At 60.3% G+C, this 18982-nt stretch carries 16 protein-coding genes; 3 read left to right on the top strand and 13 right to left on the bottom strand.

Annotated elements, in window-relative coordinates; translation table 11 throughout:
- Positions 1–290: 290 nt before the first annotated feature.
- From glmS to M4J40_RS10555, 7 genes are all read right to left on the bottom strand, one after another.
- Positions 291–2114 (bottom strand): glutamine--fructose-6-phosphate transaminase (isomerizing), encoded by a 1824-nt coding sequence (glmS, locus tag M4J40_RS10585; protein ID WP_251754094.1) that lies wholly within the window; start codon positions 2112–2114, stop codon positions 291–293.
- 159 nt (positions 2115–2273) lie between these two features.
- On the bottom strand, positions 2274–2597 hold the full coding sequence (locus M4J40_RS10580; RefSeq protein WP_251754092.1) for a PTS fructose transporter subunit IIB: 324 nt from the start codon (positions 2595–2597) through the stop codon (positions 2274–2276).
- Between the two features lie 224 nt (positions 2598–2821).
- Positions 2822–3841 carry an ABC transporter ATP-binding protein gene (locus tag M4J40_RS10575; protein ID WP_251754090.1) on the bottom strand — a complete coding sequence of 340 codons (1020 nt, stop codon included), beginning with the start codon at positions 3839–3841 and terminating at the stop codon, positions 2822–2824.
- A gap of 10 nt (positions 3842–3851) precedes the next feature.
- Positions 3852–5480 carry a glycoside hydrolase family 43 protein gene (locus M4J40_RS10570; RefSeq protein WP_251754088.1) on the bottom strand — a complete coding sequence of 543 codons (1629 nt, stop codon included), beginning with the start codon at positions 5478–5480 and terminating at the stop codon, positions 3852–3854.
- Positions 5481–5483: 3 nt separating this feature from the next.
- The gene (locus M4J40_RS10565; protein ID WP_251754270.1) at positions 5484–6284 is read right to left on the bottom strand and encodes a carbohydrate ABC transporter permease; all 801 of its coding nucleotides are present in this window, start codon (positions 6282–6284) and stop codon (positions 5484–5486) included.
- Between the two features lie 26 nt (positions 6285–6310).
- A complete protein-coding gene (locus tag M4J40_RS10560; protein ID WP_251754086.1) occupies positions 6311–7249 on the bottom strand; it encodes a carbohydrate ABC transporter permease in 939 nt (312 codons plus the stop codon).
- Between the two features lie 163 nt (positions 7250–7412).
- Positions 7413–8669: an ABC transporter substrate-binding protein gene (locus M4J40_RS10555; protein WP_251754084.1), complete on the bottom strand. Its 1257-nt coding sequence runs from the start codon at positions 8667–8669 to the stop codon at positions 7413–7415.
- 250 nt (positions 8670–8919) lie between these two features.
- Between M4J40_RS10555 and M4J40_RS10550 the strand changes: the two genes are divergently transcribed.
- The 3 genes from M4J40_RS10550 (at position 8920) to M4J40_RS10540 (ending at position 12221) form a co-directional block, all read left to right on the top strand.
- Positions 8920–10122: a DNA-binding transcriptional regulator gene (locus M4J40_RS10550; protein ID WP_251754083.1), complete on the top strand. Its 1203-nt coding sequence runs from the start codon at positions 8920–8922 to the stop codon at positions 10120–10122.
- A 248-nt stretch (positions 10123–10370) separates the two neighbouring features.
- Positions 10371–11351 (top strand): AraC family transcriptional regulator, encoded by a 981-nt coding sequence (locus M4J40_RS10545; protein ID WP_251754081.1) that lies wholly within the window; start codon positions 10371–10373, stop codon positions 11349–11351.
- A gap of 90 nt (positions 11352–11441) precedes the next feature.
- Positions 11442–12221 (top strand): DeoR/GlpR family DNA-binding transcription regulator, encoded by a 780-nt coding sequence (locus tag M4J40_RS10540; RefSeq protein WP_251754079.1) that lies wholly within the window; start codon positions 11442–11444, stop codon positions 12219–12221.
- Between the two features lie 25 nt (positions 12222–12246).
- Here the strand turns inward: M4J40_RS10540 and M4J40_RS10535 are convergent, their stop codons facing one another.
- The 6 genes from M4J40_RS10535 to M4J40_RS10510 form a co-directional block, all read right to left on the bottom strand.
- Complete coding sequence (locus tag M4J40_RS10535; RefSeq protein WP_251754077.1) at positions 12247–13365, bottom strand: transposase; 1119 nt, start codon at positions 13363–13365, stop codon at positions 12247–12249.
- 72 nt (positions 13366–13437) lie between these two features.
- Complete coding sequence (gene araD, locus M4J40_RS10530; protein ID WP_251754075.1) at positions 13438–14139, bottom strand: L-ribulose-5-phosphate 4-epimerase; 702 nt, start codon at positions 14137–14139, stop codon at positions 13438–13440.
- The gene (locus M4J40_RS10525; RefSeq protein WP_251754073.1) at positions 14132–14992 is read right to left on the bottom strand and encodes an L-ribulose-5-phosphate 3-epimerase; all 861 of its coding nucleotides are present in this window, start codon (positions 14990–14992) and stop codon (positions 14132–14134) included. The genes araD and M4J40_RS10525 overlap by 8 nt, the downstream gene beginning before the upstream one ends.
- Positions 14993–15028: 36 nt before the next feature.
- Positions 15029–16513 (bottom strand): FGGY-family carbohydrate kinase, encoded by a 1485-nt coding sequence (locus tag M4J40_RS10520; RefSeq protein WP_251754071.1) that lies wholly within the window; start codon positions 16511–16513, stop codon positions 15029–15031.
- 327 nt (positions 16514–16840) lie between these two features.
- Positions 16841–17944: a substrate-binding domain-containing protein gene (locus tag M4J40_RS10515; protein ID WP_251754069.1), complete on the bottom strand. Its 1104-nt coding sequence runs from the start codon at positions 17942–17944 to the stop codon at positions 16841–16843.
- Positions 17945–18025: 81 nt separating this feature from the next.
- Positions 18026–18967, bottom strand: coding sequence for an ABC transporter permease (locus M4J40_RS10510; RefSeq protein ID WP_251754067.1), 942 nt, complete (start codon positions 18965–18967; stop codon positions 18026–18028).
- Positions 18968–18982: the final 15 nt, after the last annotated feature.

The following is an 18982-nucleotide window of genomic DNA, read 5'->3' as shown; positions in this document are numbered from 1 at the left end:
GTTAAAGTGGAAAGATATAAACACGACTGTAAAAATGTATCCTACACTGAGGTGACAATAATCCACCTCTAGCCCTCCGTGACGAAAAGCCCATGAAATCCATTGATTTGAGGTGATATCCGCGACTCGAAAATTGTATGATTGAGCCCTGCCTCAGACCATACTTAAGTCGACATACGGAGCACTCCAGCTCCCGGACTTATACCTTTTGACCATAGAAAAAAGCGGCGCACCGGTCTCGAAAGACCGGTGCGCCGCTTCAGTCCCACCAGAATCAACCGGTCCGGCGCTTACTCGACGGTGACGCTCTTGGCGAGGTTCCGCGGCTGATCGACGTCCGTCCCCTTGGCCACTGCCGTGTGATAGGCAAGAAGCTGTACCGGCAACGAGTAGAGAATGGGCGCGACGAACGGATCGACCTTCGGCAGCTCGATCGACCAGCGGACCTTGCTGCCCAGGCGGGCAACGCCATCGGCGTCGGAGATCAGCAACACCCGGCCGGAACGCGCCGCCACCTCCTGGATATTGGACAACACCTTCTCGAAAAGGGCATCCGACGGCGCGAGCGCGATAACCGGCACGCCATCGTCGATCAGCGAGATCGGGCCGTGCTTCATCTCGCCGGCGGCATAGCCCTCGGCGTGGATATAGCTGATCTCTTTCAGCTTAAGCGCGCCTTCCAGGGCGATGGGGTAAGCGGTACCGCGACCGAGATAGAGGGCATCGCGGCTTTCGGCCACCATGCTGGCCAACGCCTGGATGGCATCGTCGTGGCGCAGTACCTCGGCGGCGCGTGCCGGCACCTCGCGCAACGCCAGCGCCAGCTCGGCTTCCCGCTCGTGGGAGATCGTTCCGCGAGCACGGGCAAAAGCCAGCACCAGGCAGGCCATGACGGTGAGCTGGGTGGTAAATGCCTTGGTGGAGGCGACGCCAATCTCGGGCCCGGCCAGCGTGTAGAGCACACGGTCGCTTTCGCGGGCTATGGTGCTCTCGGGCACGTTGACGATGGAAACGATATGCTGGCCTGCCCGCTTGGCGTGACGCAACGCCTCCAGCGTATCGAGCGTTTCGCCCGACTGCGACACGAAGACGGCGACGCCGCCAGCTTCGAACGGGGTGTCGCGATAGCGGAACTCGGAGCCGATATCCACCTCCACCGGCAGACGCGCCACCTGTTCGAACCAGTATTTGGCGACCATGGCCACGTAGTAGGCGGTGCCACAGGCAACGATGGTGAGGCGCGGCACCTTGGCCGGGTCGAACGGCATGTCGGGCAGCGCGATCGTTCCCGTAGAGGGCGACACGAAGGCGTTGATGGTGTCGCCGATCACTTGCGGCTGCTCGAAGATCTCCTTCAGCATGAAGTGGCGGTGACCGGCCTTGCCGATCAGGGCTGCCGAGACGTTGGAGACGTGGATCTTGCGTTCGACAAGCGTATCGTCGGCGGCACGGATCTCGGCGGAGCTCCGCGTCAGCACCACCCAGTCGCCGTCCTCGAGATAGGCAAGACGGTTGGTGAGAGGGGCCATGGCGAAGGCATCCGAGGCGAGATACATGGCACCGTCGCCGTAGCCGACCGCGAGCGGCGTACCGCGCCGCGTACCGACCATCAGGTTTTCCTCGCCAGCGAACAGGATGGCCAGCGCGAAAGCGCCCTCAAGGCGATGGAAGGCGAGGCGACAAGCCTCGACGGGCGTCTTGCCCTGCTGGAGATAGTCCGTGATCAGATGGGCGACCACCTCGGTATCGGTCTCAGTGACGAAGACATGGCCCTTCTGCATGAGCTCGGCCGTCAACGCCTGATAGTTCTCGATGATGCCGTTGTGGACCACCGCCACCTTGTCGGTCGCATGCGGGTGGGCGTTGCCCTCGGTCGGACCGCCGTGGGTCGCCCAGCGCGTGTGGCCAATACCACTGGAACCGGCGAGCGGCTCCTCGGCAAGGCGCCGTTCCAGATTGACCAGTTTGCCCTCGGCGCGGCGGCGTTCGATGGCGCCCCCTACCAGCGTCGCGATGCCGGCGCTGTCATAGCCACGGTATTCGAGACGCTTCAGCCCCTCGAGTAACAGTTCAGAGACGCCGTCACGGCCAACGATTCCAATAATTCCGCACATTGACGAACTAACCTATCCTAGCAGCAGAGGTCGATCTATAAGGCGCAACTCGCCTCGACGACCGCCCTTTCATCGGACGCGACCGTGTCACGCCGAATAACTGGCGACAAGTCAACAATAGTTGCCAAATTTTACAGAAAACTTATCCGTCCACCAGGATCAGGACCTTGGCAGAGCCAGGGCCTCAGCCAGAACCGCATCGGGGTCGGCAATGGCGCGCGCGGTGCTTACCGTGAGCACCGGGACGTTCTGGAAGCGATCCAGGCCTTCGATGTCGACGTCGGCGGCGACAATGGCAGCATGGGCGCGGGCGATATCCTTGCGCGTCAACACGTCCTCGCTCCCGAGGGCACCCTGCGTCTCGACCTTGATGAAATAGCCGAGCCGCTGGGCGGTGGTCAAAAGACGCGTGGCGGCCATGTAGGTGAGCGCAACACCGGTCGGACAGGCAGTGACGACAACGATACGGGTGCCGTTCTCCATGTCGCCTCCCTTCCCTGCCGTCTTGCGAGTATTCCGCAAGAGGCGCTCCGCCATTTCAAACCGCTCTGATACTTCAAATGCGCCAAAGCTGCAAACGGGAGGAACGAGACGCCGCTCAGAAAGTTCGAGCTCAAGACGTCGGCCCGAACGACATCGGGATCGCAGGTTCAGGGATCAACAAACGCCCCGGGCCATCGAAGATGCCCCGGGGTACCGCAGCGGTTTCAGTGTGCGTTCCAGCGAACCGGACAAGACTGCCCATCCGCGTCGAAGCCATGCGACGCCGCCGCCTGAGGTGCGAGGCCGATGGTCTCGCCGCCGGTGAGCGCCGCATCGCCAACGGCCCTTACCGTCAAACGCCCAATCTCCGGAACGTCAACATGCAGGTAGGTGTCGCTGCCCAGCCTTTCACTGAACTGCACGGTTCCGGTCCAGTGGGGGGACGATGTGACGATCTCGACGTGCTCGGGCCGAACCCCGAAGGTCGCAACACCCAAGCGTGAAGCGTACTCGCCCGTGATGAAGTTCATCTTCGGCGAGCCAATAAAGCCAGCGACGAACAGTGTCTGTGGGTGATTGTAGAGTTCGAGCGGACTTCCGACCTGCTCGATCCTCCCCTTGTTCAGGACCACGATCTGATCGGCCAGCGTCATCGCTTCGACCTGATCGTGGGTGACGTAGATCATCGTCGCGCCAAGCCGCTTGTGAAGCTGGGCGAGCTCCACACGCATCTGCGTCCTGAGCGCCGCGTCCAGATTGGAGAGCGGTTCGTCAAACAGAAACACCTTTGGCTCGCGCACGATGGCGCGACCAATCGCAACGCGCTGACGCTGGCCGCCCGAGAGTTCGCCCGGTTTGCGCTCCAGAAGGGCATCAAGCTGCAGCGTCTCCGCTGCCGCCTGGACCTTTCGGGTGATCTCCGCCTTGGGCTTTCCAGCCATCTTGAGGCCGAAGCCGATGTTCTGCGCCACGTTCATGTGCGGGTAGAGCGCGTAGGACTGGAACACCATGGCGATGCCGCGTTCGATCGGTCGGGCAAACGTCACGTCTGCCCCATCGATCTCCAGCGTGCCTTCGCTGATCTCCTCCAGTCCCGCCGCGAGCCTCAGGAGGGTCGACTTGCCGCACCCCGACGGCCCGACGAAGACCGTGAACGAACCATGGGGGATGAACAGCGACACATCCGGGATCACCTCGACGGCGCCGAAGGTCTTGTTCACATGCTTGAATTCGAGCGTTGCCATGGACTGATCCTCACGCGTCGAGATCGCGGTAGCGGAAATAGGAGAAGTCGGCCGGCATGCCCTGGCCACTCAGATCGTTGGCCGACATGCCGACGAACGCGCCGGTGAAGTTGGAGTGCTCGCCTGCACCGCACTCGTCAGACAGAAGCGAGGCATCGAGCACGCCGCCCACCTGCCTCCAGTCGCCCGAGCCAACCGCATAGAAGAAGGTCAGGGTTGTCGTCCGAACCTCGACCTTGAGCCGCACCGGCACGCCGCCGGGTACGGGAACAGGTTTGGCGAGACCGATGGCGGTCTGCCCGCCGCCTTGCGTGCCGGTGCAGGAGATCACCTGCAGGCAGGTGCCGGCCTCCTGATCGAAGGTCAACGCGAGGTAGTGGTAGGCAAAGCGATTATAGTAGGCCGCAAGCCCCGCCATCTGCATGTGAACTGCCGGATCGGCATGAACCTCGGTTTCCGCATCATAGCAGAAGGCCGTCTGTCGACGCGCCACCAAGGCCTGCTCGTACCAGGACCCCATGGCCTCCCGCCCGTGGAGGCGCAGAAAACCGGGACGTTCTTCAAGCGAGAACAGCCGCTCTCCATAGGGGGTGCGCAGCCACTGGAAATCCCTTGGTAAGCCGGCATCGGCTGAGAAACGATATTCTTCGGGCGCAGGGACGAACGGATGAGCGGGCACGTCCGGCGCTTCGACTTCGAGTTTCGGCGTCAGCTTGCCGCCCGCGATACGAGGCCAGCCGTCGGCGCCCCACTCGATCTTCTGGATGGCGGTTTCCCGTCCCAGGGGGCAACGGCGCAAACCCGGAATGGGCCGGCCGGTCAGATGGACGAGATAGGTTTCGCCAGCCGGCGTATCGACAAAGTCGGCGTGACCGGCGCGCTGAAGCGGCGCGTTCGGATTGCCGCGTGCCGTGACCACGTAGGTGTCGGGGTGCAGCTCATACGGCCCGTTGAGAGCGCGGGAGCGCCCCACGGTGGCGACATGATTGTAGCCGGTGCCGCCCTCGGCAACCATGATGTAGTACCAACCATCGCGCCGATAGAGATGAGGCCCCTCCGTCAGACCGGCATCGGTGCCCTTGAAGATATTGGTGATCGGCCCCTTCAGCTTGCGCTCGGCAACGTCGTATTCCTGACAAGCGATGCCGGCGAAGCTGTTGTCTCCCGGAAAGCGCGGCGGGCGACCGCGATAGTCCCACCACACGTTGACGATCCACTTGCGGCCGTCATCGTCGTGGAAAAGTGACGGATCGAAGCCGGATGAGTTGAGATAGATCGGATCCGACCAAGGCCCTTCGATGGAGGGGGCCGTCACGAGATAGTTGTGCACGTCCTTGACCGAGCCGTCGCGGCGCTTCATGTCGCTGAAGACCAGCCAGAACATTCCGTCGGCATATGTCAGGCAGGGCGCCCAGACGCCGCAGCTATCCATCTCGCCGCGCATGTCGAGCTGGCTCGGACGATCGAGCGGGCGACAGACGAGATCCCAATGCACGAGGTCGCGGGAATGATGGATCTGCACGCCGGGGAACCACTCGAAGGTGGAGGTGGCGATGTAATAGTCGTCGCCAGCGCGGCAGATCGATGGATCGGGGTTGAACCCCTTGAGGATCGGATTGGTGATGACAGGACGGGACATGTTTCAACCCTTGACCGAGCCGCGCGTAAGGCCGGCCACGATGTATTTCTGTGTGAAGGTGAAGAAGATGAGCGCCGGCAGGATCGTCAGCGACACGAAGGCGAGAATGCGGTTCCATTCCACGATGAACTCGCCACGGAACTGCATGATGCCGAGCGGCCACGTGAACAGGGACTGCTCGTTGAGCACGACCAGCGGCAGCAGGTAGTTGTTCCAGCTCTGGACGAAGACGAAGGTGCCGACCGTGGCCAGGATCGGCGTCGACAACGGCAGCGTGAACCGGAAGAAGAAGCCCACATAGCCGCACCCGTCGACATAGGCCGCCTCGAACAGCTCCTTGGGCAACTGCTGGAAGAAACTCCGGAGCAGCACCACTGCAAAAGCCATGGAGAAGGCCGTCTGAGGCAGGATGATGCCGAGCGGATTGTCGAGCAAACCGAAGCGGTTGATCTGGAAGAACAGCGGCACGATGGCCGTGGCGAAGGGGAACATCATCCCCAGCAGCATGTAGGACTGCAGATAGCGCGAGCCGAAGAAGCGGATCTGCGCGAAAACATAGGCTGCCATGGATGCGCAGAGCACCGTCAGAACAACCGCCGACAGCGAGATGATCAGCGAGTTGCGCAAGTAGCCCCAGAACGCCGAGCCGGTCAGAATGTCGACGAAGACGGTGAAGCTCCATTCGGAGGGGATGCCGAAGGGCGCGGCCCTGAGCTCGCCCAGCGTCTTGAACCCGCCAAGGAAGGTGGCCAGCAGGGGCAGGATGACCAGCGCGGCGATGAAGGACAGGAAAGCCGCGCGCATCAGCTGCGGGAAGAGTTTCGTACGCTTCACAGCTGCCCTCCCTTGTCGATCGCCATGCGCTTGTAGGTGAAGGCCGTGCCGACGCAGAGGGCGAACAGCACCACGCCGACGGCGGCGCCGAAGCCAACGTTCATGCGGGCGAGGCCGAAGGTGTAGAGGTAGCTGACAATCGAGTGAGTCGAGTTCGATGGGCCGCCGTTGGTCAGCGGAATGATGATGTCGAAGACCTGAAGGGCGCCGGTGATGGCAAACAGCACGCTGAGCTTGATAGCGTGCATGATCATGGGCAGCTTGACGTACCAGATCGTCTTCAGCGAGCTGGCGCCATCGATCTCCGCCGCCTCGACAAGATCGGACGGCACCGCCTGCAAGGCGGCGATGAAGATCATCATGTGATAACCGAAGTACTTCCACACCACCACGATGATGATGGTCCAGAAAGCCCACTGCTTGTCCGCGAGGATGTAGAAGGGCTCGGTTCCAAGCTTGTTGGCGACCATTGCCGAAATGCCGTAGTCACCGTCGAAGATGAAGCTCCAGATCAGACCCGTTGCGATCTCGGCCAGGATGTAGGGCGCAAAGAAGATCAACCGGAAGGCCGTGTTGGCGGACGTCTTGCGGTAGAGAAGCAAGGCCAGCACCAGGGCCAGCGGGATCTGCAGGAAGATCGAGGCCAGCAGCAGCTTGAGCGAGTTGAACAGCGATTGGTGGAAGATGGAGTTCTTCACCAGGATTTCGTAGTTCCGCAAGCCGACGAAGTTGGTGACGTCGCCATAGCCGTTCCACTTGTAGAAGCTGAGATCGACCGCGCTGAAGATCGGCCAGATCACGAACAGGGTGAACAGGAGCACGGCCGGAGGCAGGAACAGGATCAGGGCGGTGAGGCTGCCGTCCGTGCGCATGCGGGCAAAGCCGCTCGGCCGCCGTCGCGCGGCGGGAGGCCCCGCTGGTGTTGTGAGGGTCATGGAACAGGTCTCTTGGTAGGCAGCCTGCGGAGACAGGGGAGGCAATCATCGATGCCCGCAGGCGGGGGCAACCAGGCATGGTCGCTGGCCCGGCAGGAACAGTCGGAGCCATTCCGGATGGCTGGCGAGCGCCGCCACCCGGAATGTTCTTTTCAAGCGCCGGTCAGCGCATCTCGTTCGCTTCTTCGACCATCTCCGCCGCTTCCTCGGGCGAGATGTCGCCGGTGGCAAGCTGCGCTGAAGCATCGTTCATTGCCGCGCCGACGTTGGCGCCAAGCTCCTGGTCGAGGTAGAGCTGATGGTGCGGGGCCGAGGCGAGCAGGTTGGCGATCGCCTTGATGTTGGCGTTCTTTATGCCGGCGTCCGCGCCCTTCACGATCGGCAGCCAGAGGTCCATGCTGGCGCTGGTGGTCTGGTTGTCGAGATCCATCAGGCTTTCGAGGAACTTTGCGGCGGCTGGCGTCGCATTCTTGGAGACCAGCCAACCGTTGATGCCGCCGAAAGTGTCCGCCGGATCGCCCTTGCCACCCTCGACAACCGGGAAGGGGATGAAGCCGAGGTTCTCGTCGCTGATCCCGGAGCCGGACGTGGAATTGCGCTTCTGGGCGCCGATCATGTAGTTGCCCGACAGGATGAAGGCGCCTCGTCCGTCGCCAAACAGGCCGCCGGCCTTGGAGTTGTCGGTGTCCATGAAGCCGGGCTGGAAGGGCTGGAGATCGGCCAGCCTCTTGAACTCTTCGCCCGCCTTGATGAAGTCCGGCCCGGCAAGCCCGCCGTTTTCGCCGGCAGAAGCGGCGACAATGCCGTCTGTGCCGGCGATCCGCGTGGCAAGGTAGCCATAATAATGCTGGAGGGGCCACTTGGACTTGCCGCCGACCACAATCGGCGTGATTCCGGCTTCCTTGACCGTCTTCACGGCGGCGAGGAAATCATCCCACGTCTTGATGGTCTTGGGATCGATACCGGCCTTGTCGGTCAGCTCCTTGTTGTAGAACAGCACGACGACGCCGGCGTACATGGGAAGGCCGTATAGCTTGTCCTTGTAGGTCAGCGCCTTGATGCCGCCGGGCGCGAAGGTTTCGAGCGCCTTCGGATCCACGTCGCCGGAGATGTCCCTGAGGACGCCTGCGTCGGCCTGCTCGTGGAAAACGCCGCCGGTCCAGGTGAAGAAGATGTCCGGTCGGGCCGCCGACTGAAGCAGGGTGGGCAGCTTGGACTTGAACGAGGTGTCGTCGAGGTAGTCGAACTGGATTTTGATATCCGGATTGGCCTTCTCGAATTTATCGATTGCCGCGGCGTAAAAATCACGCCCTTCCTTGACATTGGGCTCGATCGAAAGAACTTTTACGGTCTCAGCAAAAGCTGGGAACGAGGCGAGCACCGTCGCTGCAAGCACAGCGAGTGTGGCATACTTTTTCATATTTCTCCTCCCACTCCGCGCCCGCAGTGCTCCAACGTTAATACATTGATTTACGTATCAACCACTTCGATGCGAGCCGAATGGGAGGACACTAGTTGAGCCGATTTGAAAATCGGGATTATGTTTTTTTATAGTTCGGCACCAATGGTGCATTTTTTCAGATGAGGTAGACTATTTGCTCAATGAGGCGCCGTGCCCCAACCGCAAGCCGTTTGGGAAACAGCCCGATCGAGCGGAGAAGCTGGCTGGCATGATCGCCACGGGGGTAAGTTCGTTTCGCGTGGCCTTGATGTTGAAGGCCAAGGGAGCCTGGGGCCGGAACGTGGTCGCGGGCGTCAGCGACTATGTCCAATCGACCCGAGTCGCCTGGGATTTCCTGCTGTTCGAAGACTTCCGAAGCTCGATCACCGGCATCGACGCGTGGTCTGGCGATGGAATTATCGCCGACTTCGACGATCCGGAGTTCGAACGCCTGTTCAGCCGCAGCAAACGGCCGATCGTCGCGGTTGGCGGCTCCTATGAACGCGCGACCGACTACCCCACAGGCACCCCCTACGTCGCCACCGACAACTTCGCTCTTGTCGCAGCGGCTTACGACCATCTTGTCGAGATGGGGCTGACGCACTTTGCCTTTTACAGCCAGCCACCGGCGCCAACCAACCGCTGGGCCCAGCAGCGAGAAGCCGCATTCTGCAAGATCTGCCTGCGCGATGGCATCGACCCGCTATTGTTCGAGGGGCACTTCAACGACGGACTGGATTGGGACAGCATTCTGAGGGAACTCATCGACTGGTTGGCGGGCCTTCCGAAACCGATCGGCATCATCGCGGTAACCGATGCCCGCGCCCGCCAGGTGCTTCAAGCCTGCATCATGGCCAATATCGCGGTTCCCGAAGAGGTGGCGTTGGTCGGCATCGACGACGATCACCTCCTCAGGATGCTCTCCCGCATTCCCATCAGTTCCGTTCGTCAGGGCACACGCGAGATGGGACGGATCGCCGCGGAGATGATGCATAGGCGCCTCATCGGAGACCGCGTGGAACAGAGCCGCGTCCTGGTCCCTCCCAAAGGGCTGAACGCGCTGGCATCCTCCCGTCACCAACCGACCTATGATCCCTACATCATGAGGGCACGCCACTATATCCGCCAGTTCGCCGCGCAAGGGGTGAAGGTGGCGCAGGTGGCAGCCTATGTCGGCGTGTCGCGCGCGACGCTCGACATCCATTTCCGCAAGGCCTTCGGCTGGACGGTCCACGACGACATGTTGGCATTTCGCCTTGAGCGCGCCAAGCAGATGCTGTCCGACCGCACGCTGTCCTTCGCCGAAATCGCCGCGCGCAGTGGCTTCACCTCCCTGCCCTACATGTATGCCGTGTTTCGACGCGAACTGGGCTGCACGCCAACCGAGTTCCAGGCAACGCTACCGGCAGCCACCGTGATCGAGGCGGCATAGAGGAACACCGGATCCATTCCAAGGACGCCGGACGGACTTTTGTCAGGGGCATGACCGGGTTTGGGGTTATGGACAACTGCGGCGATCGCTCTTTAGGATGCGCGGTCGAATACTTTCCATGTCCGATCCACAATAAGTCCAATGAACGGTCGGAGCATGAGAACGACTGGCGGGCGAGGCCTTCGCGGCAGGAACCGCCAGCTTGGAAGCGCGTAATCGCCTGGAGAGGGCGACCCAGGGAGGACGCGATGAAGAGTGCCGCCATGAAGGACTTGGTGCGCGAGGTGATCGTGGCGCCGCTCGACCGCAGCTTCCTCGCCTTCTCGCACGACTACCCCTACTCCTACACCGGATGGCACTACCATCCCGAGTACGAGTTGCATCTCATTCAACGCAGTTCGGGTTCTTTTTTCGTTGGCACCTATGCCGGGCGCTTCGAGCCGGGAAATCTCGTGCTCATGGGCCCGAACATGCCGCACATGTGGGTATCGGACAACTCGTTCAGCGAGCGAGAGGATCGTCTCTTCATCCATGATCGCGACATGGCCCTGCAGTTCTCGGGGACCTTTGCCGAGCGCTGCCTGCGGGATTTCGCCGACGCCACGTCCCTTGGCGCGCTGTTCGAGCAATCGCACGCCGGCATCGAGTTTTCGGCCAGCGTTTCGGCCGAACTGGCCGCTCCCTTGCGCCGTTTGGCGGTGGCGGAAGGTCCTGAGAAGCTGGCGCTGTTCTTCACCGTCTTCGCAACCCTCGCTGCCGACGAAGGACGCCGCCTGCTCTGCCCGGGCCTGCCCGCCGACCTTGGAACCCGCTCGGCCCGCCTCAACTCGGTGTTGCAGTATATCGCCGAGAACTACAACAACCCGAAGCTCACCTGCGGCTTGATCGCCGAGCGGGAAGGCATGCCGCTGTCCACGTTTTCGCGCTTCTTCGAAAAGAACCTCAGCTGCTCCTGCCTCGAGTACATCAACAGGCTGAGGATATACAAAGCATGCCAGCTCCTGATGGAGACGCAGATCCCCATCACGTCGATCTGCTACGACATCGGCTATGACGTATTGTCTACGTTCAACCGCAACTTCGCCCGCTTCATCGGCGTATCGCCGAGCGACTTTCGCCATCGGCGCCTGAAGTGGCGGATCGAGCCGGGATTTCCGCTGTCAGCGGCGGTGGTCGGCAAGGCCGACGAGCCCCAGAAGCCGCGGTACTTCACCCGGAACGCAGGATGATGTAGTAGTCAAGAGGCGCGAAGGGAACGGTAACGAGTAGCGCCAGTCGCCTTATTGTACATGAAGACCGGCCAATACGGGGGGAGGCCCTTGACTGAGAAGGAGCGTCTGGACGCAATAGTAAGCATTCTCGATGAACATCAATTCATCTCGGTCAAGGATCTGACCGAGTATCTTGATGTATCGCCAGCGACAATTCGTCGTGACATCGCAAAGCTTCACAATCTTGGTCGCGTCCGAAAAGTGTTTGGCGGCATCGCTCCGTCATCCGAAACGACTTCTCAACGCCTCGCCGCCCGCCCTTTCTCGGCAAGTCGCGTTCTTCAAATTGAGCGGAAAGTGGCCATTGCCATGGAGGCTGAGAAGCTGTGTCGCGATGGCGACAAGCTTATCGTCAATGGCGGCTCAACCTGCTTCGAATTTGCCAAGCGTCTCGGCTATCGGAACTTGAGTATATTTACAAACTCGATGCCGCTCGCTTCGGCCCTGTACGAAAATGGAGCGTGCAACCTTGTGATATCAGGGGGAGCCGTTCATCGCGAGCCGGGAATAATATTCTCGCCGGCGAACAGTGATTACGAGTATTACGCATCGAAGTTTTTTCTCAGCACACAAGGAATTGATGCTTCTGGATTACAAGAATCTCACCCCCTTCTCGTCAAAACCATCCACGATCTTCAAGAGTTGGCTGACGAAGTCATAGTACTCGCGGATAGCAGCAAGTTCTCGATCCGAGCCAGACACATTTCCATGCCTCTAGCTCGCGTGAGCACACTTATCACTGACGATGGCCTGGCGGAGGCCGATCAACGTATGCTGGAAGAGGCGGGAATCTCGGTTATCATCGCGAAAACCGGTACCCCGACCTGATCTATAGATTTATCGATAGATCATTTCAGGACGGCAGTTCGAAGCAGTGCTTTGAATACGCAAAAGCAATCATTGCCAAAAGCATATGACGATGCTGACTTTGCCAAGTACGCCCTTCAAAATCATTGAGATGAAACTCTGTCCACAGCTGCGTTTGGACTTGTCTATTTAGATTGATTGCGTTTTTCAGAACTGCAAGAAGCGTCTCAGAGCAGTCATGCCCAGAGTTCATCAAGTAATCAAATGTCTTTCCGTCGGCATCGCGCAACCGCACTGACAGAGCGTCACAATCCGAGCGAACTTCGCGTTCTGAGGCAGCCCATGGCTCGGTTGGTGAGCCCAGTATCTTTACCCGCTTGAGGCAATCAACCAAGGCCTCTCCAACCGCTCCTGCCTGCATCGCCCATGGATGCACTGTTTCCGCACGGACGGTAGGAAGCCCAACCGCCGCGATGGAGCGATCTTCCCCATCCGCGTCAAGCACGCGCACCGCACCAGCGCTAGGTACTTCAACAACCCAGGCAAGCTCGCGAGCGCTCAGCGACTGACAGAAAGCCTGCAAGTGATCGCATTGGCCGGTCAGGAAAACCGCTTCGAAGTTGACGCCCAAAGACAGGAGTCGATCGATCTCCTGCAAGGCAACCTCGGCTTTGGACAGAGGCCTGCGGTGGACGTCAGGAACCTCCGCTCTGTCGAGCCGGCGCACGTCGGCAAGCCATTCTCCTGGCAGCATGAGCCGCGCAGCGATCGGAAGAGACGTCTTGGAGCCAACGAGGGTCAGAGAGACAAACCGCTGAGTGACTCTGCTCGTGTTTTCCCGCGGGTGAAATGCCCCCACGCCATGAGCGCTTTCGCAGGAAGACTCGACATCACCAACCACCAGGATCGAGCGACCTTCACCGACCAGGAGATTGGCCTGTCGAGCCAGTTCATCGCAAAGAGGTTGGTGCTCCCATACGCCGCTCGTCACGAAGTGACGCAAACGATCATATTTCTCCTGTCGCGGGGCGAGATGAGACAAGGCTCCCCCACCCGAGTCGAGCAATGACGCGATATAGTGCGAGCAGGTTGATCGCCGTGTCTCGGAGATAAGGAGCGAAAGGAATGGCCTGAGCCATTCCTCTAGTTCATGTTGTGTGTCCATGTACGTTCTCCCGCCCAAAAGTGTCTCTGGCGGTCTGACTGAGAACACCTGGCAATCATGCGCAGCGGCCGATTACGAACCCTGTCCGTAATAGGCGTTCTTGCCGTGCTTTCGCAGGAAATGGCGGTCGAGCAGAGTGCTTTGCATGGGAGGCAGCGTCGGGTTCAGAACTCGCGAGAACAATGCCATGTAGGCGACTTCTTCGAGGACGACCGCATTGTGGACAGCCGCGTCCGCATCCTTGCCCCAGGAAAACGGGCCATGCGAATGAACCAGCACGCCCGGAATATCGCCAGCTTCGATCCCTCTGGTCTTGAAGGTCTCCACGATGACATTGCCGGTTTCGATTTCGTAGTCGCCGGCGATTTCCTTGTCATGCATCAGTCGGGTGCAGGGTACCGGACCGTAGAAATAGTCCGCCTGGGTCGTGCCATAGGCTTCGATATCTCGCCCAGCCTGAGCCCAGATGGTGGCATGTCGCGAGTGCGTGTGGACGATACCACCTAGCTCAGCGAACGCACGATAGAGCACGAGATGGGTCGCAGTGTCGGAGGAAGGCTTCAGATTTCCTTCGACGGTCTTGCCGGTCTCAAGGTCGACGATGACCATATCAGAGGGCTTCAGCTTGTCGTAGTCGACACCCGACGGTTTGATCACGACCAGTCCTTTGGCGCGATCGATCGCCGAAGCATTGCCCCAAGTAAACGTCACCAATCCATGTCGCGGCAGTGCCATGTTGGCCGCGTAAACGGCTTCTTTGAGGTCTTCAAGCATCGAAATCAGCCTCCCGCATTCTCTCTTCCATGAATCGCCGAGCCTTAATCAGCTCCGCTACAGGCTCGTCGGCTTTTTCTGTCCACATTTCAATCAGGAAAGCACCCCGATAGTCGAGACGTTTAAGGATGCGGAATATCTCGGTGAAATCAACACACCCCTCGCCAAATGGCACATCCCTGAACTGTCCCGGAAACTCGGCGGTGACAGCCCTGGTGTCCTTGAGGTGAATGGCGGCAATCCGGTCGATGCCGAGTGCCAGCTCAGCCGCAACGTCGTTCCCCCAAGCGGAGAGATTGCCGACATCCGGGTAGACCGTGAACCACGGCGAGCGCAGCTTCTCGTCCCACAGCTTCCAGCGGCTGATCGAACTCATGAAAGCCGTATCCATGATTTCAACCGCCAGCATGACTTCCGCAGCCGCAGCTCGCTCGACGGCCCATCTGAGCCCCTCTTCGAAGCGTGCCACGGTCCCATCATCGCGCTCTTCATAATAGACATCGTAGCCTGCGAGCTGGATGGTGCGGATGCCGCAATCGCGAGCAAGGCGGAGTGCCTTGTCCATCATGAGGCGGGCATTCTCGACAATCGCAGGATCGTGGCTGCCAAAGGGGAAGCGCCGATGGCCAGACAGGCACATCGACGGCACGCTGATGCCAGTCTCCAGGGTCGCCCGAACGAAATCGAGCCTTTCAGCTTGTGTCCATTCGAGCCTGGCCAGCCGCAGGTCGGTCTCGTCGATTGAAATCTCGACAAAGTCAAAACCACAAGCTTTGGCCAACGCCAGACGCTCGGGCCAGCGCAGCCCTGACGGCAAGGCCTTCTCGTAGATGCCGAGGGGATGACGACGCATGAGTTCGTTCCTTGAGAGATTGAGCGTGACGCGCGATCAAACCGCAGGCGGCAGAGCATCAAGCGCCTTCGCGAGTTCGAGAAAGCGCTCGTACTTGCGGCGATAAGGGGCGGCGAGTGAAAGATCGGGCTCGACCAGCCGCGCGGGTGGACACATCGCGTCCATGGCGTCGACGAAGTTTGCGTAGACGCCGGAACCAACCGAGGCGGCGATCGCGGCGCCCAAACAGCCGGATTGCTCGACGTGAACGACTTCCAGCGGCAGGGCGGCAATATCTGCAACCATCTGCACCCAAGCCCGTGACTTTGTCGGCCCCCCAGTGAGCCGCAAGCGTCGATCACGCCCCGACAATGCGAGGATGCGGTCGAGATGCACCTGTTGGGAGAAGCAAATCCCCTCGAACACGGACTGCACCACCTCGCCAAGACCGTAGGCGTTGGCCAGACCGTAGAAGCCGCCCTGGAGGTTGTCGCCGAGATTGGAGGAAAACAGATAAGGCAGGAACTGAACCGGGGTCGAAGCTGCCGGTACCGTCGTCAGCAGACGATCACACTCCGCGTAAGGCTTGTTCACGTCGGCCATGAAGGTGCGCACAAACCATTCAAGGTTCGCGGCATTCGTCGGGCTTCCCTCGTGGACGAAGTAACGACCGGGAATGCAATACCGCCCCCAGGTATATGGATAGTCACTTGCCGGTATATGGTCGGTCGTCCAAGTGACGATCGTCCAGGTCCCCATGGTGACGTTGATACGGTTCTCGTCGGCCAGCCCCGAACAAACAGCCGCGGAGACGACATCAAAGAAGCCGCCGAACACCGGCGTTCCTGCCTTCAGCCCCGTTTCGGCGGCGGCGGCGGCGGACAGACCGGCCGGGCACTCGGTGGAGCCGACAGGCTCGGGCATGCGCTCTCCGATGTCCTCGATGCCGAAAAGGGCAAGCAGAGCCGGATCGTAGGTTCCAGTGTTGACGTTGAAAAGATTGCTGCCGGAGATGTTGGTGACCTCGCAACCGAGGTGCCCGGTCATCCGATAGCGAATCCAGTCGTGGGCCATCAGGACATGTCCGATCTGTCCGTAGGCCTGGGGATCGTTATCCTTGAACCAGCGCAAAATGGCCGCGGGATGACTAGGCCAGAGCTGCTGATAGCTCATCGGATGAATCTGCTCGGGGATCCCTGCGGCCTTCAACGCCCGAACCTCCGGCATGGCCCGGTTGTCGGAGGAGATAATGCCATTGCGGAAGGGCTTGCCGTCTCGATCGACCAGATAGAGGCCTTTGCCGTGAGCTGAGAAGCTAATGCCGGCAATGGCCTCGGCAGGAACGCCTGTCGTATCGAGCAATTGACGGATTGTTCCACAAACCGAGCCCCACATGACGTTCATGTCGCGCTCGCTCCAACCGACGTGGTTGGCAATCGCAGCGTCACTCATTGACGCCACGCCTTTTTCAACACCGCGTTCGTCGTAAAGGCCGCTCTTGATGACACTGCCGCCGATATCGATCCCCAGAAAATAGGGCATGTCGCGTTTCTCCGAGAGGCCATAACTCCCCCATCGCCGCCGATCTCGCATTGGCGGTCGTCAGACGGAGGATCATCAAAGTTGAGCTAGCGGTTTGACGCTGGCATTCGCCTGCGGTCCCGTCCCCCCGACAACGGGAAGATCTCGGACACCCACTTGCAATCTGTTGTTTTTTCTAGGTTTCGGAACAGGCATCTGATCCAGGAGCGCCGGCCGGCGTTGTCTCAGATGCCCAGTTCACCCACAAAGATCGGAGTGCCACAGGTCGCTCCACGGGCACCCCTGGCGCGTCGCGGGGATGCTCCCCGCGACGTTTTCAACCAGTGGTCAGAAGTCGAAGTTGTTGATGTTTTCCTTGGTGAAGGTCACCGGATCGCCAAGAAGGACGACCGACCCATCGACGATCTTGAGATCGCCAAGCTTGCCAGCCTTGACCGACGTATCGCCCGGCTTCAGGGTCCCATCAACGGCAGCCCGCAGCACTTCGGTCGCGGCATAGCCAAGGTCGCTCGGATTCCAGAGCACAACGCCATTGATGCATCCGCCGTTGATGTAGGGCTTCATCGCATTGGGCAGAGCCAGGCCCGTAACGGCGATCTTGCCGCACATGTTGGCCTGCTTGACCGCCTCGGAGGCAGCCGGCGTGGCAACTGTGGTCATGCCGATGATACCCTTGAGCTCATCGCCATACTTGTTCATCAGGGTGTTGGCCTGATTGAAGGACAGGATGTTGTCTTCCTGGGCCTCGACCGTCTCCAGCCACTTCATCTTGGGATGGCACTTGGCGGTGTAGGCGCTCATCTCCGAAATCCAGCGCGCCTGAACCGGCGTGGTGAAGGTCGAGGTGACGATGGCGAAGGCGCCGTCTTCACCGATCTGGCTGGCAATATTGTCGATCAGGGCCTTGGCTACGCCGTTGAACGAAGCCTGATTGACGAACCATTCGCGAGCATCGGGGGTCGAATCCGAGTCATAGCCGACCACGTGGATGCCCTTGGACAGCGCCTTCTTCAGAACCGGGGCGATGGCTTCCGGGTCATTGGCAGCGAAAACGATACCGTTGACGCCAGACGTGACATAGTTGTCGATCAGAGTGATCTGGTCGTCGATATTGGCCTTGGTCGGACCGTCGGTCTTGGCATCGACGTTACCCAGATCCTTGGCAGCGTCGGCAACGCCCTTGGCAGTGGCGGTGAAGTAGCCGATGCCGATCAGCTTGGGAACATCAACGATGCTGATCTGCTTGCCCTTGAGATCAGGAGCATTCTGGACAGTGGCGCCATTGTAGGGGCTGGCAGTCAACGTCGCAGGGCTACCATCGCAGGCGAGCGGAGAGGTCGGCAGGCCATCGCCACCGGTCCAGACGTCTTCCGCATAGGCAGTACCAGCCATCAGGACCAGACCGGTGGTCAAGCAAAGCAGTTTTTTCATGGGTCGCTTCCTCTCTATTGCCTCAGAATTGGGGCGCCGGCCTTTGAGACCTCCGGCACCGTTTTGGGATGCGGAGCAAACTCAGTCCCGCTTCCGATTGACAAGATTGCTAATGAGAATGGTCAGGATCAGGATCGATCCGATCACGATGATCGTCCCATCCCCCTTCACGCCGGCCAGAGTTAGGCCGTTCTTCATGGTTTGGATGAGCAGGATGCCGAGCAGCGTACCGATCATGGTCCCGCGACCGCCGAAGATGCTGGTTCCACCGAGCACCACCGCCGAGATGGCATCCATCTCGATGCCCATGCCCATGTCGGAGCGTGTCGTCGACACCCGCGAGACGAAAATGACGGCGGCGAGTGCGGCCATCGAGCCGGAGGCCGTGTAGATCAGCAACTTGGCGCGATCGACGTTCATGCCGGAGAAACGGGCCGCGGTCTCATTGGCGCCAACTGCATAGGTGACGCGACCGAAGGTCATGTATCCGAGGATGATGGCAGCGACGACGACCAGAAGACCGAAAACCCAGAGCTGCGTCGGCACTCCAAAAAACTCACCCTGCCCCAGCACGAAGAACCACTCCGGATAGCCACGCACTGAACGAGCCTGGCTGATCCCTTCGGCGAGGCCCCGATAAAGGGCGAGCGTGCCAAGCGTAGCGATCATCGGCGGCATGCGCGACTTGATGATGATGACACCATTGACCGCGCCGCAAACCGCGCCAGCCAGAACGGCGACCACCATGGCCAACGGCAGCGGCACACCCAGCGTCTTCCAGACGACACCAAGGGTGATGGCGGAGAGGCCGAGGATCGAGCCAACCGACAGATCGATGCCGCCGGTGATGATGACGAAGGTCATCGCGATGGCAATGATTCCAACCTCGGTCAACATCCGGCCTTGGTTGAGCAAGTTGTCGACGGTGAAGAAACGATCGGACAGGTTGGCGGACAGCGCAAGCGCCAGCACCAACAGCAAGGCGAGGATCGTTTCGTGGCGGAAGACATATCTCGACAGCACGGGCGGACGCTCCGA

Origin of the sequence: Pleomorphomonas sp. JP5 (assembly GCF_023721815.1) — a bacterium.
Taxonomy (GTDB): domain Bacteria; phylum Pseudomonadota; class Alphaproteobacteria; order Rhizobiales; family Pleomorphomonadaceae; genus Pleomorphomonas.
The sequence above is the reverse complement of the archived record's forward strand: the minus strand, read 5'-3'. Positions and strand labels throughout refer to the sequence as shown.